This window comes from Kineococcus aridisoli, assembly GCF_050871885.1.
GTDB lineage: Bacteria > Actinomycetota > Actinomycetes > Actinomycetales > Kineococcaceae > Kineococcus.
Genome location: NZ_JBJLSF010000001.1, coordinates 141,414 through 155,641, shown reverse-complemented (window position 1 = coordinate 155,641; position 14,228 = coordinate 141,414). Strand labels below are relative to the sequence as shown.

16 protein-coding genes are annotated in these 14,228 nt (G+C 73.0%); 8 read left to right on the top strand and 8 right to left on the bottom strand.

All coding sequences use genetic code 11. The features are described from left to right. Positions 1-179 precede the first annotated feature (179 nt). The gene (locus tag ACRYM2_RS00675) at positions 180-476 is read right to left on the bottom strand and encodes a hypothetical protein (RefSeq protein WP_432519131.1); all 297 of its coding nucleotides are present in this window, start codon (positions 474-476) and stop codon (positions 180-182) included. 42 nt (positions 477-518) lie between these two features. Between ACRYM2_RS00675 and ACRYM2_RS00670 the strand changes: the two genes are divergently transcribed. Further along, positions 519-1,037 carry a zinc-binding metallopeptidase family protein gene (locus ACRYM2_RS00670; protein ID WP_432519129.1) on the top strand — a complete coding sequence of 173 codons (519 nt, stop codon included), beginning with the start codon at positions 519-521 and terminating at the stop codon, positions 1,035-1,037. Positions 1,038-1,328: 291 nt separating this feature from the next. On the opposite strand, the gene ACRYM2_RS00665 is transcribed toward ACRYM2_RS00670, so the two are convergent. After that, positions 1,329-2,237 (bottom strand): helix-turn-helix domain-containing protein, encoded by a 909-nt coding sequence (locus ACRYM2_RS00665; RefSeq protein WP_432519144.1) that lies wholly within the window; start codon positions 2,235-2,237, stop codon positions 1,329-1,331. Positions 2,238-2,444: 207 nt separating this feature from the next. Here ACRYM2_RS00665 and ACRYM2_RS00660 point away from each other — a divergent pair, with 207 nt between their 5' ends. Continuing rightward, positions 2,445-3,203, top strand: a complete 759-nt coding sequence (locus ACRYM2_RS00660; protein WP_432519128.1) for an SDR family oxidoreductase — start codon at positions 2,445-2,447, stop codon at positions 3,201-3,203. An 85-nt stretch (positions 3,204-3,288) separates the two neighbouring features. Here ACRYM2_RS00660 and ACRYM2_RS00655 read toward each other — a convergent pair whose 3' ends face one another. Both ACRYM2_RS00655 and ACRYM2_RS00650 read right to left on the bottom strand, forming a co-directional pair. Then, positions 3,289-3,639 carry a transposase gene (locus tag ACRYM2_RS00655; RefSeq protein ID WP_432519126.1) on the bottom strand — a complete coding sequence of 117 codons (351 nt, stop codon included), beginning with the start codon at positions 3,637-3,639 and terminating at the stop codon, positions 3,289-3,291. 253 nt (positions 3,640-3,892) lie between these two features. Beyond that, positions 3,893-4,651, bottom strand: coding sequence for an SDR family NAD(P)-dependent oxidoreductase (locus ACRYM2_RS00650; protein WP_432519124.1), 759 nt, complete (start codon positions 4,649-4,651; stop codon positions 3,893-3,895). Between the two features lie 91 nt (positions 4,652-4,742). Here ACRYM2_RS00650 and ACRYM2_RS00645 point away from each other — a divergent pair, with 91 nt between their 5' ends. Then, positions 4,743-5,738: an AraC family transcriptional regulator gene (locus ACRYM2_RS00645; protein WP_432519123.1), complete on the top strand. Its 996-nt coding sequence runs from the start codon at positions 4,743-4,745 to the stop codon at positions 5,736-5,738. 355 nt (positions 5,739-6,093) lie between these two features. On the opposite strand, the gene ACRYM2_RS00640 is transcribed toward ACRYM2_RS00645, so the two are convergent. After that, entirely contained in the window at positions 6,094-7,128 is a 1,035-nt protein-coding gene (locus tag ACRYM2_RS00640; protein WP_432519121.1) for a zinc-binding dehydrogenase, read from the bottom strand. Between the two features lie 69 nt (positions 7,129-7,197). Between ACRYM2_RS00640 and ACRYM2_RS00635 the strand changes: the two genes are divergently transcribed. Then, positions 7,198-7,632 carry a MarR family winged helix-turn-helix transcriptional regulator gene (locus ACRYM2_RS00635; RefSeq protein WP_432519120.1) on the top strand — a complete coding sequence of 145 codons (435 nt, stop codon included), beginning with the start codon at positions 7,198-7,200 and terminating at the stop codon, positions 7,630-7,632. Positions 7,633-8,095: 463 nt separating this feature from the next. Here ACRYM2_RS00635 and ACRYM2_RS00630 read toward each other — a convergent pair whose 3' ends face one another. After that, positions 8,096-8,263, bottom strand: a complete 168-nt coding sequence (locus ACRYM2_RS00630) for a hypothetical protein (protein WP_432519118.1) — start codon at positions 8,261-8,263, stop codon at positions 8,096-8,098. 269 nt (positions 8,264-8,532) lie between these two features. Here ACRYM2_RS00630 and ACRYM2_RS00625 point away from each other — a divergent pair, with 269 nt between their 5' ends. Beyond that, on the top strand, positions 8,533-9,465 hold the full coding sequence (locus tag ACRYM2_RS00625; protein ID WP_432519117.1) for an NADP-dependent oxidoreductase: 933 nt from the start codon (positions 8,533-8,535) through the stop codon (positions 9,463-9,465). Between the two features lie 155 nt (positions 9,466-9,620). Beyond that, positions 9,621-10,055, top strand: a complete 435-nt coding sequence (locus ACRYM2_RS00620) for a nitroreductase family deazaflavin-dependent oxidoreductase (RefSeq protein WP_432519116.1) — start codon at positions 9,621-9,623, stop codon at positions 10,053-10,055. A 29-nt stretch (positions 10,056-10,084) separates the two neighbouring features. Here ACRYM2_RS00620 and ACRYM2_RS00615 read toward each other — a convergent pair whose 3' ends face one another. Together ACRYM2_RS00615 and ACRYM2_RS00610 are read right to left on the bottom strand one after the other, a co-directional pair. Then, positions 10,085-10,699 (bottom strand): TetR/AcrR family transcriptional regulator, encoded by a 615-nt coding sequence (locus tag ACRYM2_RS00615; RefSeq protein ID WP_432519114.1) that lies wholly within the window; start codon positions 10,697-10,699, stop codon positions 10,085-10,087. Positions 10,700-10,926: 227 nt separating this feature from the next. After that, positions 10,927-11,853 carry a helix-turn-helix domain-containing protein gene (locus ACRYM2_RS00610; protein WP_432519113.1) on the bottom strand — a complete coding sequence of 309 codons (927 nt, stop codon included), beginning with the start codon at positions 11,851-11,853 and terminating at the stop codon, positions 10,927-10,929. A 332-nt stretch (positions 11,854-12,185) separates the two neighbouring features. On the opposite strand from ACRYM2_RS00610, the gene ACRYM2_RS00605 reads away from it, so the two are divergent. Together ACRYM2_RS00605 and ACRYM2_RS00600 are read left to right on the top strand one after the other, a co-directional pair. After that, entirely contained in the window at positions 12,186-13,169 is a 984-nt protein-coding gene (locus ACRYM2_RS00605; protein ID WP_432519111.1) for an NADP-dependent oxidoreductase, read from the top strand. Between the two features lie 55 nt (positions 13,170-13,224). Further along, a complete protein-coding gene (locus ACRYM2_RS00600; RefSeq protein WP_432519110.1) occupies positions 13,225-14,187 on the top strand; it encodes an NmrA/HSCARG family protein in 963 nt (320 codons plus the stop codon). The last annotated feature ends 41 nt before the right edge of the window (positions 14,188-14,228 follow it).

The following is a 14,228-nucleotide window of genomic DNA, read 5'->3' as shown; positions in this document are numbered from 1 at the left end:
GCACGGGCCGCTGGCGCGGCCAACTGAGCAATAGGCAGGTTCGCGTGAGCGCGCTGGCGCGCGCAGTCGGTGAATTCCTCACCAAGCCGCTGGCGCAGCCTCAAGAGAAGTCATTGCAGCGGAACGCCTCGACCGCTGCGGTCGTCGGAAAAACACCGCCGAGGCGACCACGATGGTGATCAACAAAACGAGGCTACCCGTGCCCAGGGCTCCCGGCTCTCCTGATCGTCGTCGCCGAGTTCTTCCCGACCTTGCTGCTGTTGTGCAGCATTCGACGACAACGACTGCCCTGACAACGGTGCGTACGCATACCAGCCGTACTCCCCCGGCGGCAGATCAGGCAACGCCGGCATCGGCGGATCCTCCTCATCCACCATCCTGGGGTCGCTGAGCACCGCCAGCCGCGGGCTCAGCACCACATGCCGGCGCTCAGGAACCGTCTCCAACGCCGAGGACAGCACCTCATCCAGGTGCACCAACAACTAGTCGTCGCGGAGCTTTCTCCCCGCGAGGCCGCGGTGCTCGACGCCGTCGATGCGCCGTGGCTCCTCGACCGACTCGTCGAGCTGGTCGCCGTCCCCTCCCTCGGCGCGTGGGCCACCCCGCGACGCGGGCACCGCAACGAGGCCTGCGTCATCCCCGAACCCACCGCCAGTGCGGTGATGACCGCCTACGCCGGCGCGCTGACCTTCCACCTCACCCTCACCGGCCTCGCCGCCACCCCGGGGTCAGCGCCGTCGAACTGTTCGAGCACGTCCACGCCGCGCTGCTGGCCCTGGAGTCCACCCGCCAGCCCACCGACCGCCAACTCACCGACCGCTCCCGCTTCGGGAACCACCCCTTCCCCTACGGCCTCCATCGGACGGATGCGGGCCGGCGAGTGGGCCAGCACCGTGCCCGACCGGCTCGTCGCCGAGGGGCGGTTCGGCGTCCGGCCGAATGAGCCGGTGGAAGCGGCCCGAGCGGCATTCGAGGGGTGCGTGGCCGCACGCGTGCGCGACCCACCCCTGGCTGGCCGAGCACCCGGCACAGGGTGACCTGCGACTGGCGCACGCTCCAGGCGAGGAGGTGCCCATCGAGGACCTGCTGCTCTCGGCCTGCACCTTGGCGCTGCTCGCGCTGCGCCCCTGCGGGGTGGCGTGAACACACCGGCTTCTCGATGTGAAGACGCCTTGCCGGTGACCCGCAGACCGGTCATGACTGCGGTGCCCGGGGAAGCGGGTCGAGCCCCGACCACCTCGGCGACCACATCATTCATGCCGACACCTGACCGTCCGCACCCGCGTCACAGTCTTCCCGAGAGCTGTCGATCCGCGCCGGCCCGCGTGCTATGACGGGAATGACGCCTCACCGGGGGTCGTCTCCACCAGGGAGGCCAGCAGCTGCAGCTTCTCGGCGCTGTCACTGCCGGTGTCGGGGTAGTAGACGACGAGTAGGACATCCTCGACCGGCAGCTTGTCGCGGTGCAGCCGCAACTCCCCCACCACCGGGTGGTCGACGACGGTCGTGCCGCCTTGCAAGCGGCGCACGTCGTGACGGTCCCACAAGGCCCGAAAGCGCCCGCTGGCCAGCGACAGCTCCCCGACCAGCGCCACCACACGTAGATCCTGCACGGCGCTGGTGGAGTCGTGAGCACCTTCATCCGTGGGCTCCGTGGCCGATCCGCTGGGGCTGACCCCGACCGAGTGGCGGAAGGCGCCCACGAATTCCGCCGTCGCCGCCTCCCAGTCGCGGTGGAAGTCACGCTCCGCAGGATCCAGGAACAGCGAACGCAACCGGTTCTCCCCCACTCGCAGCCGCGGCGAGAACGCCAACGCCAGCGGGTTGGAAGCCAGCACGTCGAAGGCGCGTCCCTCCACGAAAGCCGGGACCTCGAGGGCAGCCAGCAGGTGGTGCAGGCGCTCAGGGACCCGTTCCGCTCGCCGGCGAGACGAGGGACGGTCGCGTAGACCGCTACGCAGGCGGGGCTGGGCGAGGTCACACAGGTACTGCGTCTCCACCTCATCCAGGTGCAGGACCCGAGCCAACGCCTGCAGCACCTGCACTGATGGGTTGCGGTCCCGCCCGCGTTCCAGGCGCAGGTAGTAGTCCGCGCTCAGCCCTGCCAGCAGGGCCACCTCTTCACGGCGCAGTCCCGGCACTCGGCGCCGGGCGCCAGCGGGTAGACCCGCTTGCTGCGGGGTGACCAGGGCACGGCGGGCACGCAGGTACTCCCCCAGCCGATTGGTCCCACGCACGGCCTCGCTCGCTGGCACGCCCGCTGCTCCCCCGTTGCCCTGCCCGCCTTGCCTGTCACCAGGCCCGTCATGAGAACGACCCTACCGCCGGCACCGGGGCGCAGAGGGGGTCCTGCCACTCCCCGGATTCGCAGAGACCTTCCTGTCCGCATCCACGCGTCGAATGCTCATCAGGCACCCGAGCACCACCACAGAGAAGGATCAGTCATGGACATCGACGGACGCACCGTCCTCATCGTCGGCGGCACCTCCGGCATCGGCCTGGGCCTGGCGCAGCGCTTCACCGCCGCCGACAGCACCGTCGTGGTCGCCGGCCGCGACACCAGCAAGGTCCCCGACCGCGCCACCGCCCAGGGCATCGAAACCCTCCAGGTCGACGTCACCGACCCCGCCAGCGTCCTGCGTGCCCGCGACGAGGTCCTCACCGCGCACCCCGACCTCGACGTGGTGGTGACCATGTCCGGCGTCATGCTGATGGAGGACCTACGCGACCCGACCCACTTCGCTCAGGCCGAAACCACCATCGCGGTCAACCTGCTCGGGACCATCCGGGTGATCGACGCCTTCACCCCGCACCTGATCGCGCGCCGGAGCGGGAACATCATCACCGTCACCTCCGGCATCGCGTTCATGCCTTTCCCCCTCATGGCCAGCTACGGCGCTTCCAAGGCCGGGGTCCACGCCTACACCGAGGCCCTGCGCGCGCACCTGGCCGATACCGGCATCGAGGTGACCGAACTCGTGCCCCCGGCCGTGGCCACCGCCGGGCAGGAGAAGATCAATCCCGCCGCGCTGCCTCTAGACGCCTTCCTCGACGAGGTCCTCGGCCTCCTCACCACCAGCCCCACCCCGAACGAGGTGGTGGTGCAGGCCGCCCAGCGGCTGCGGTGGGCCGAGCGCGATGGCACCTACGCCGACCTCCTGCAGCAGCGCTCACAGGGCCTGAAGAACCTGCCCGGTCACTGACTGCCGCACCGACGACACCTCGCAGCGTCGCGCCGTCACCGCCGCAGGTACACCAGCGCACGACGCCTTCTCACAGCTCGTTCCATCATGAGGTCGGGAGCTTTCGATGGCAGATCAGCGCGCAGGCCAGCTGCAGCAGCTCTAGATGCAGATCGGCGCGGACTCCGTAGCGAGTGCGCAGCCGCTTGGACTGGTGCAGCCAGGAGAAGCTGCGCTCGACGACCCACCGGGTACGGCCCAGCCCCGAACCGTGGACGGCACCGCGGCGGGCGATGCGCGGAACGATCCCCGTCTGCGCAGGACGCGGCGGTAGAAGTCGTAGTCGCAGCCTTACTGATGTCACGGTCGGCGAACAGGTACCGCGGTAGCAGACGAGGACGACCACGCACACCACGCACGAGGGAAAGGCACCGATCAAAGGCAGTAGCTGCGTCACGCCGTGACGGTTGCCGCCGGTGAGGGTGACGACCAGCGGGACACCGCCGGATGGGGGCACCTCCCGCTTGCGGGGGACGGTGAGCAGGTGGTGCCTGGAGCCGTTGCGGGCCCGGTCGACCGGTGAAGGGCCGATGTGATCCCCCCTTCCAGGGCTCGCACGTGTGAGCCGTTCACGACTGCGGTTCGATGCCGGTCGATGCGGCGAACGTGGCAGGGTCAGCGAACGAACCGACTGACGCCCGTCCGCAGACTCACCCCCTTCCCGAACTCACCCCACGTGGCCAGCCGGCGGTGCCGCTGAGGTCGAAGACCTGCGGCGGCCCGGCCAGGAGCCGCTTGGCCTGCAGGCCGTACCGGTCCAGGACCTCGACCTCCCCGGCCTCCACCCCGTCCAGCGCCAGCTTCACCAGATCGGCCGGCTCGTTCATCGCCCCCTCGGGCAGGTCCAGCCCGAAGTCCCGCGCGAACGCCTTCATGGGCTCGGTGGCCGTCATCCCCGGCACCAGCGCGGTGACCTGCGTCCCCTGTCCAGCCAGCTCGAGCCGGATCCCGTTGGTCAGGCCCCACTGCGCGGACTTCGCCGCCGCGTAGGCGGTGTTGCCCTCCACCGTGGCCCACGCCGCGGCCGACAGGACGTTCAGGATCGCACCACCCCCGTTGCGGGCCAGGACCGGCGCGAAAGCACGGACCATCGCCAGGGTCCCGTAGAAGTTGGAGTCGACCACCTCGCGGATCGCGCGCAGGTCCCCGTCCACCAGGTTGCCGCCGGCGGTGAAGGCCGCGTTGTTGACCAGAAGGTCGACGTCACCGGCGGCCTCGGCGGCCACCTGCACCGAAGCCGGGTCGGTGATGTCGAGACGCAGGACCTCGGCCCCGGGGACGTCGACGAGTTCGGGACGCCGGGCGGTGGCGTAGACCTTCGCGCCGCGGCGCAGGAGCTCGGTCGCGAAGGCGTGGCCGATGCCGCGGTTGGAGCCGGTGACCAGTGCGGTGCTGCCGTGAAGTCGCATGCGTCGACCGTACGGAGCCTTCCTGCGCCGATCGATGCCCGATCGGCTCGTCTTCTTGCCCGTTCGCCTCACGGCGTGATGAGGTGACGGCGTGGACCCCCTCAGCGACGTCCTGACCGTCTCCGGTGTTCGCGGCGCGCTGGGCAACCACATCGCCGCCGGCGGCACCTGGGCGACAGCCCTGGACGAGCGCCCGGGCGAGGCCGCGCTGCACGCCGTCACCGCCGGCAGCGCGTGGCTGACGGTGCCCGGCCACCCGCCGCTGGAACTGGGCGCCGGAGACGTCGCCCTGGTCGGCGGCGGAGTCCCCCACGCGCTCGGCGACGCCCCCGACACCCCGGGCGTGCGCTGCGACCGGGTGGCGGCCGCCCGGCGGAGCCGGACGGGCGAGGTGCTGACGCTGGGGTCCGCACCGCCCACGACGCACGTCGTCACCCTCGCCTACACCTGCGACAAGACAGCCCTGACCCAGGTCATGCAGGGTCTGCCCGACCTCGTCCACATCGCAGCCGGTGCCGGTACTGGGACCGGCACCGGGACCGGGACCGGGGCCGGGGCCGGGACGACCGCACTCGACGACACCGTGCGGATGCTCAGCAACGAGCTCACGGACCCGCAGATCGCCTCCACCGCGGTGCTGAACAGCCTCATCAACGTGGTGCTCGTGCAGCTGCTGCGGGCCTGGCTGGCCTCGCGCCCGGCCGCCTGCCGGGGCACCTGGCTGGCGATGACCCAGGACCCGGTGGTGAGCCAAGCCCTCGAACACCTGCACGCCGACCCCGCCCGGGCCTGGACCACGGCCTCGCTGGCCGCGGCGACCTCGGTATCGCGGGCAACGCTGGCGCGGCGGTTCCCCGCCGCCATCGGGCAGAGTCCCGCGGCCTACCTGACGACGTGGCGCATGGACCTGGCCGCGGTACGACTGCGGCGAGGTCGGGAACCAGTAGAGGCGATCGCCTCCGACGTCGGCTACACCTCCGTACCCGCCTTCACCCGGGCCTTCGCCCGCGCCCATGGGCAGACCCCGGGCCGGTACCGCACCCAGGCGCGGGAAGCGGAACACACCCCGGAGGCGTCTCCGGCGTGAGGGCGCCGGTGTCCGCCGGGGCGGGCACCGGTCCGGCGATCCCAGGGCGCGGGGGAACGGCGCGGGGGAACGGCGCGGGGGAACGCCCTCCCGTCCACCGCCGCCCCCGCTACCGTCGTCGGCGACGCCGCGGACCAGCAGTGGGAGCACCTCCCGCTCGCGGGAAGGACCCTGGGGGGGCATTGCGGGCCGAGCCCGTCGTCGCCGGACGCGAGAAGGCGCTTCCTGGCTGCGACTGCTCGGCCCTCTTGCGCAGCCCCTGGCTCTCCGCTTCGTCATCCACCGTGACGGCGGAGGCGGTGTCGCAGGCCGTCGTCCACTGACCACGCGCCCACGGCGGGCGCTGCTGACCCGGCTACCGGCGTCCCTCGACGTCAAGGACGATCTTCCCGCTCACGCCGTCCGCGAGGAGGCGGTGGGCTTCTGCCGCCTGGGCCAGGGGCAGCCGTGCCGCGATGCGCGGCGAGATCGCCCGGCGAGTCAGCAGGGCTGCGAGCTCGGTGAGGTCTTCGCGGAAGCGCTTCGGGTACGCGGGCACGTAGGAGGCGGACATGTAGCCGTCGATGCCCAGTCCCTTGCCGAACAGGCCGAGGGCCGACTGTCGCAGCGTTCCCGCAGCGGTGCCGGCCAGAGCGAGCGGACTGCGGCGTCCGCGTCGCAGGCCGCCGGTGATCCCGTAGACGACGAGGTGACCACCCGCGCCCAGCAGGGTGAAGGAGCGGCGGCTGGTGGCTCCTCCCACTCCGTCGAAGACGGTGTCGACCCCATCGGGAGCAGCGGCGCGCACCGCGCGCACCCAGTCCCCGGCACGGTCCACCGCCACCACTCCCCCCGCCGTCAGGGCCTCGAGTCGCGATGCGGATGCGGTACCGATCACGGTCAGGCCGCGCAGCTGCGCCAGTTCCGCCAACGCTCCCCCGACACCGCCGGCGGCGCCGTGCACCAGCACGGTGCTGCCCGGCGCGGCCGGGGCGACGCGGGTGAGCATCTGCCAGGCGGAGACGTAGTTCAGCGGTAGTGCGACCAGCGCCGCGGCGTCCAGGTCCAGCGGCACGGCGACGGCGAAGTCCTGGGAGACCTCGACGTGGGTGGCGTACCCGCCTGACCCGGCCGTGCGCACCACCACCCGCTGGCCCGGGACCAGCTCGGTGACGCCCTCACCGACCGCCTCGATGATCCCCACGGCGTCGTACCCGGGCGTGACCGGGAACTCGGTCCCGGGCACCAGCCCCTCCCGCAGCAGGACGTCACCGTAGGCCGCACCCGCCACCTGGACGGCTACGCGAACGCCACCCGGCGCCGGGTCAGCGAACTCCTGATCGGCGAGCACGAGGCGCTCGGGCCCTCCTCGCCGGCGAGCGACGACAGCACGACCACTGGACGCGACCATGACTTCTCCCTATGCTTGATTCCCTCAAGCATAGGGCAACTCCTTGAGTTCTTCAAGCAAAGAGGACGCATGACCGACCAGGATCGAGCAACGGACCCGGATCAGGTGATGCGGTGCGTCGAGGCCGTGCACCACCTCGCCGAGCTGCACCGACGCGCGGCCGCCGCCGCCCTGGACGACACGGGACTCACCGAGAGCGCCGCGGGGCTGCTGCAGCTGCTGGGCACCGTGGGACGGGCGTCGATGAGCGTGGTGGCGCACCACCTGTCCTGCGACCCCTCGAACGTGACGCTGCTGGCCGCCGATCTGGAAGGGCGGGGCCTCGCGCAGCGCGTCCAGGACCCCAGCGACCGGCGCCGGCGTCTGCTGCAGCTGACCGGTGCCGGACGTCAGGCCCACGCCCGGATGGTCGACGCCGTGACGGCCGCCTCACCGCTGTCAGCCCTGTCGCCACCACAACTCCAGTCCCTGACGGCCACCCTGCAGGTCACGCAGCACGGCTGAACCCACGAGCAGACCAGCACGGACACGACAGAACCGTCGCACCCATCGCCTCGCCGTCGCGCCACCAACGGCGCCGTCGGGGAACGAGGGGTCGGCACCGGCGCTGCTCACGGCCAGGTACGCGCCGTCCAGGACCTCCTGCAGACCGCCTCGGTCGTCCAGGCCGGCCTCGACCACCTCGACCACCTCGACCACCTCGGCCACCTCGGCCTCAACTCGGCCAGGACCTCCGCCGCCGGCGAGCCGGCGTGGCGGGGAGGCGATCGCACGGCGAACGCGTCGCCGGACAGCAGAGTGCGCGTGACCGCACCGGCCTGGGTTCCGGTAGCGCCGAGGGTGGTGTCGGGCTGCGGAAAGCACGCACCGTCCCTGCAGCCGGGCTGAGCGTGGAGGCGCTCGGCAGGGACGGGCATGAACGTCGACGGCTGGGCGGCCGGAGGCGACCGCTCATCCTCGGAGCAGGTCACCCCGGGTGGGCCAGGACGACCTCGCCCGGCAACGTCCCCGCGTCGGCCCGGGCGTGCAGCGCGGGCAGGTCGGCCAAGGCGACCCGGCGCGTGACGTCGAGCAGGAGCTCACCGGTGCACACCCGGGCCACCAGGTCAGCGAGCTGATCGGCGCCGCTGCGCACGAAGCAGAGTCCTCGACGGGGTCCGAGACCCCGTGGTGCGGTCGCTGCCGCAGGCGCGGCAGGTGCCCTGTAGAGCTGCGCGGCGACTCTGGGTCGTGCCTTGACGACCCACCCAACCCGAGGCAGTCGGACTGCGGTCGTCAAGGTGGGCCAATCCGGCCCAGGCTGAGCGTTGCGGATGCTGCCACTGTCGTTGACGGCGCCGGATCCACGGTCACCCCTCGGGTCTGCGTCGTCCCCACTCACACCCCACGAGAGCAGGCTCAGCGATGAAGGCAGTGCGCTTCCACGAAGTCGGCGGCCCCGAAGTCCTCCACTACGAAGACGTCGACATCCCCACCCCCGGGCCCGGTCAGGTCCGGGTCCGGGTAGCAGCCTCGGCATTCAACGCCGCCGACAACGGCATGCGCGCCGGGTTCCTGCCCATCCCCGTCCAGCTGCCCCACGTCCCCGGCTACGACGTCTCCGGCACCGTCGACGCCCTCGGCGAAGGCGTGGCCGACCTCCACGTCGAGGACGCGGTCATCGGCTTCCTGCCCATGGAACGTGACGGCGGCGCCGCCCAGCACGTCATCGCCCCCGCCGACGCCCTGGTGGCCGCCCCCACCACCATCCCCCTGCCCGACGCCGCCGCCCTGCCCTCGGTGGCCCTGACCGCCTGGCAAGCCCTCTTCGACGACGGCAAGCTCACCTCCGGGCAGCGGGTCCTCATCAACGGCGCCGGGGGTGTGGTCGGCAAGTACGCCACCGCACTGGCCAAGCGCGCCGGCGTGCACGTGGTGGCCACCGCCAGCCCCCGCAGCGCCGAGGCCGTCCGCGCCGCCGGCGCCGACGAGGTCGTCGACCACACCACCACCGACCTGCTCAGCGCCGTGCAGGAGCAGGTCGATGTCCTGCTCAACCTCGCGCCCATCGACCCCGAGCGGTTCACCGAGCTGGTGGCCCTGGTCCGTGACGGCGGCAAGGTCGTCAGCACCACCGCCTTCATGGCCACCCCCGGCGACGAAACCCGCGGCGTCAGCGCCGCGACCGTCTTCGTCCTCCCCCACCGCGAGCGCCTGGCCGAGCTGGTCTCCCTGGTCGACAGCGGCGCCTTGCACGTGGAGGTGACCCGCCGCATCGCGCTGGCCGACCTGCCCGCCCTGCACGCCGAAGCCGCCGCCGGCCGCATCCCCGGCAAGGTGATCGTCCTGCCCGAGTGACCTTCGCGGGAGTGGCACGGTCCCGGCGCGGATCTCCGCGCCGGGTGCACCGGCAGCAGGTGGGGCCCGACGGGGCGTCCACCGCGGACGTCGCGGCCGTCCGCGACGGAGACCGGACCGGCACAGCGCCGGCGACGACGAACGAGGAGACCACCATGAGCGACCCGGACGACGTCAACCAGCGGATCATCGCCGACTTCCGCGCGAACGGCGGCCGCGTGGGCGGCCCCTTCGCCGGCGCGCCGATGGTCCTGCTGCACCACACCGGCCGCAAGAGCGGCAAGGAGTTCGTCACCCCGACGATGTACCTGCCCGCCGAGGGCGACGAGGACACCGTCTACGTCTTCGCCTCCAACGGCGGCGCACCGGCGAACCCGAACTGGTACCACAACCTCACGACCGCAGGCAGCGCCCGCATCGAGCGGGGCACGCGGACCTTCCCGGTCTCCGTGCGCGAGCTGACCGGCGGTGAGCGGGAGGCGGTGTACGCCGAGCAGGCCCACCGCTTCCCCGGCTTCGCGGGTTACGCGGAGCAGACCCGGGGCATCCGCACCATCCCGGTGCTGGAGCTGAAGGGCCTCGGCGGCTGACGGGCCTCGGCCGCGCAGACCGGCAGCGGTCAGCGGGCGGCGCGCTCGGCGATCTGCACCCGCAGGCCCGCCACCACCGTCTCGAGGCCGAAGTCCCAGGACACCGTGGGGTCCTCGATGCCGCGCAGGGCGTGGAACTGCGGGAAGTCCGCCGCCGGGAGCGCCTCGATGTCCGTCTCCGGCGGCGGGTCCTGGGCCTCCAGGCTGCGCTCGAGCCCGGCGGTGAGCGCGGCGTGCACGGCGACCTTCACCGCGCCGTAGGCGTCCGGCGGCTCCAGTCCCGCCTCGCGGAAGGCGGCCAGGGCGACCTCGAAGGACGCAGCCGCGCGCGGGCCCTGCACGGGCCGGCGCATCAGGACCGCGAAGGCGCCGGGGTGTCGAAGGGCCAGCACGCTCATCGCGGCGTGGAAGCGGCGTACCCACGCCTCCCAGCCCAGCGGCTCCGAGGGCAGGTCCGCCTCGTCGAGGAGGACCTCCACGATGCCGTCGCTCACCGCCTCGCGGGTGTCCACGTGGTTGTACAGCGAGGTCACGTGCACACCGAGGGCGGCGGCGATCCGCCGCATGGTGACCGCCTCCAGCCCCTCGTGGTCGGCCATGGCCACCGCCGCCGCGAGGATCCGCCCTCGCGTCAGTGGTGCCACCGGGTGATCGTACGGCCTCGCCACCTGTGCAGCAGCGCGGACCAGCCCCAGGGATCGACCGACGCGGGCCGGGCGCCGGCTGGTCCAGGAGTCGGCTCACCGCAGGCGCCGGGAGAGGACCGCTGACCCGGGTCTCGTCGGTGGCGACGTCGTGGTGCCGCTCCACTTCCCGTCCGCAGCCGCGCACCAGGGTGCGGCCGGAGGCCTGGACGCGGGTGCAGGCGCGCTCAGCCGGGGCCGAGTCGGCCCACCTCCCGGCCCGCCCCCCGGCCCACGTGCTGACCCGCCTCCCGGCCTTCCTCCCGACCCGTCTCCCGGCCCACCTCGACGACGGCCCGCCCCTCGCTCGCGGCGACCAGCTCCGCCAGCCGGGCCTGATCGGCCGAACCCGGCGCCGCGGTCAGCATCACCGCCGCCAGGTCGTCACCGGGGATGGCGATGAGGTTGCCCACCAGCGTGACCGAACCCCCGTCGGACTGGGTGATCGTCGCGCTGCTCTCGTAGGCCGTCACCGGCCGCGGTGCGCGCCACAGGGTGTCGAAGCGGCGGCTGCGGGTGCGCAGGTCGTCCACCATCGCGGCCAGGGCGGTGTCGGAGGGGTAGCGCAGCAGCGAGCTCCTCAGCTGGGTCACCAGGACCGCCTCGTTGTCGTCCGCGTCGGCCTCGGACTGCTGGAAGGCCTCGAACGGGTCGCGGAAGATGCGCCAGGCCACGTTCCACTGCCAGCGCTCCCCGGTGAGGTTCCAGTGCTCCAGCGCCAGGAACGCGCTGTTGACGGCGACGACGTTCATCGCCGCGTCGGAGACGATCATCGGGGTGTCGGCGAAGCGCTCCAGCAGCCGCCGCGCGCCCGGGCCGAGCTCGGTGGGCACCTGCCCCTCGGCGGCGGCGTAGCCGGCCAGCGCGCACAGCCGCTCGTAGTCGGCCCGCCCGGCCCGCAGCGCCCGGGCGATGGCGTTGACCACACCGGCGGAGGGGTGGGCGCGGCCCTGCTCGAGGCGGCGCACGTAGTCCGCGGACATCCCCGCCAGCTCGCCGAGCTCCTCGCGCCGCAACCCGCGCACCCGCCGCCCGCCCGCGGGCAGCCCGACCGCCGCCGCAGGGGTGCTCTCGCGCAGCCGGCGCACCGCGGCGCCGAACTCATGGTCTTCCACGGCGCGAGTGTGGCAGAAGATCGACCGACAGTGTAGGTATCCGCCCGGGGCGGACGGTGCGAATCCTCGCGGCGAACTGACGGTGCGGGTCCCCGCTGTCGAAGCCGCCAGCGGCACACCACTCCCTGCTCGCGACTGGTGGACCCGAGCAGTCCCCGCGGGTGAACCCGAGCAGTCCCCGCGGGTGAACCCGAGCAGTCCCCGCGGGTGGACCCGAGCAGACCTCAAGGTGGGCCAACCCGGCCCAGGTCGAGCGCGCCCGAGCCTGCCACGTTGGGTCACGTCCCCAGGACGAGCACGACGAGAGCACACCCACGAGAGCAGGTCAGGCCATGAAAGCGGTGCGCTTCCACGACTTCGGAGGTCCCGAGGTCCTGCGCTACGAGGACGTCGAGACGCCCGTCCCCGGAGCGGGGCAGGCGCGGATCCGCGTCGCCGCCACGTCCTTCAACGACCTCGACGCCACCCTCCGGGGCGGTGGCCTGGAGGGTGGCTCACCGCTCCGGCTGCCGCACACCCCAGGCATGGACGTCGCCGGAACCGTCGACGCCCTCGGTTCCGGCGTGGACGAGATCGTCGTCGGCGACCGGGTGGTCGGCCTCCTGCCGATGACCGCGCCCGGGGCGGCCGCGCAGCACGTCCTCGCGCCCGCGGAACTGCTGACGGGGGTGCCCAAGAGGCTCGCGCTGGCCGACCTCGCGGCCCTGCCGCTGAGCGGCCTGACCGCCTGGCAGGCGCTGCACGAGCACGGCGGCCTGCGGGCCGGGCAGCGCGTCCTCGTCATCGGTGCCGGTGGCGCCGTCGGCGGGTACGCCGTGCAGCTGGCCAAGGAGGCCCGCGCCCACGTCATCGCCACGGCCAGCCCCCGCAGCGCTGTCCGCGTCAAGGCCGCCGGCGCCGACGAGGTCATCGACCACACCCTCGCCGACCCCCTCACCGACCCCCTCACCGACACCCTCACCGACCTCGCGCGGGCGGTGGTCGAACCCGTCGACCTCGTGCTGAACCTCGCGCCGATCGGTGCCCAGCGGCTGGCGGCGCTGGTCCCCCGGATCCGCCGGGGCGGTGCGCTCGTCACCACGAGCACCGGAGCGCCCGCTGCCTGCGCCGCGGAGCGCGGGGTGCGCGGCATCGACCTGCTCGTGCGCAGCGACGCCGACCAGCTGGCCGACCTCGTGGCCCGCGTGTGCACCGGCGAACTGCTGGTCGACGTCGCCGAGCGGGTGGCGCTGGCCGACCTGCCCGCCCTGCACGCCCGGGCCCACGCCGGACAGCTGCCGCCCGGCAAGGTCGTCGTCCTCGTGCCCCCGGCCTAGCACCCACCACCACGCCCACCACACCCACCACACCCACCCCACCCAGGAGGAACCCGTGTCCGACCAGCAGCTCATCACCGTCATCGGCGCCACCGGCACCCAGGGCGGCGCCGTCGCGCGCGCCCTGCTGGCCGACGGCACCTTCGCCGTCCGCGCCGTCACCCGCGACGCCACCTCCGCCCGGGCCCGGGCCCTCACCGAGCTCGGCGCCGAGGTCGTCGAGGCGGAGCTGACCGACGAGGACAGCCTGCGCAAGGCCTTCGACGGCGCGCACGGCGCGTTCCTGGTCACCCCGTTCTGGGAGCACCGCTCCCCCGCGCGGGAGCTGACCGAGGTGCGCACCCTCATCGCCGCCGCCCAGGCCGCGCAGCTGCAGCACGTCGTCTGGTCCACCCTGGAGGACACCCGCCAGGCCATCGCCGCCGACGACCAGCGCATGCCCGTCATCCGCGAGGAAGGGGCCGGTGGCCGCGGCGAGGAGTACCGGGTGCCGCACTTCGACGTCAAGGGCGGCGCGGCCGACGCCCTCTTCGCCGCCTCCGGGCTGCCGGTGACCTACCTGCTGATGTCCTTCTACTGGGACCAGCTGCTCGGCGACCTCGCGCCCCAGCGCGACGGCGAAGGCACCCTCGCGCTGCACCTCCCCGTGGGAGAGGCGCCCGTGGCCGGTGTCGCCTCCGACGACATCGGCCGCATCGTGCTGCGCGTGCTGCAGGACCCCTCCACCGTCGGCGCCACCGTCCCCGCCGTCAGCGACGTCCTCACCGGCGAGCAGATGGCCGCCGCGTTCACCGCGGTGCTCGGCGAGCACGTGGCCTACCGGCCGCTGACCCCGGCGCAGTTCCGCGCCTTCCCCGTTCCCGGCGCCGAGGAGCTGGGGAACATGTTCCAGTACTACGCCGAGTTCCCGGACTCCTACACCGGGCGCCGCGACGTGGCCGCCGCGCACGCGGTCAACCCCCACCACCTGGACCTGACCGGTTTCCTCACCACCCACCGGAACCGCCTCGCCCGCTGAGCTCTGCGCGCGCCGGCCGGCGACCTGACACCGCCGGCCGT

Coding starts and splice junctions, on each gene's coding strand:
- ACRYM2_RS00660 (WP_432519128.1), top strand. CDS start 2,445: ATGGACATCGACGGACGCACCGTCCTCATCGTCGGCGGCACCTCCGGC.
- ACRYM2_RS00620 (WP_432519116.1), top strand. CDS start 9,621: ATGAGCGACCCGGACGACGTCAACCAGCGGATCATCGCCGACTTCCGC.
- ACRYM2_RS00635 (WP_432519120.1), top strand. CDS start 7,198: ATGACCGACCAGGATCGAGCAACGGACCCGGATCAGGTGATGCGGTGC.
- ACRYM2_RS00650 (WP_432519124.1), bottom strand. CDS start 4,651: ATGCGACTTCACGGCAGCACCGCACTGGTCACCGGCTCCAACCGCGGC.
- ACRYM2_RS00640 (WP_432519121.1), bottom strand. CDS start 7,128: ATGGTCGCGTCCAGTGGTCGTGCTGTCGTCGCTCGCCGGCGAGGAGGG.
- ACRYM2_RS00605 (WP_432519111.1), top strand. CDS start 12,186: ATGAAAGCGGTGCGCTTCCACGACTTCGGAGGTCCCGAGGTCCTGCGC.
- ACRYM2_RS00625 (WP_432519117.1), top strand. CDS start 8,533: ATGAAGGCAGTGCGCTTCCACGAAGTCGGCGGCCCCGAAGTCCTCCAC.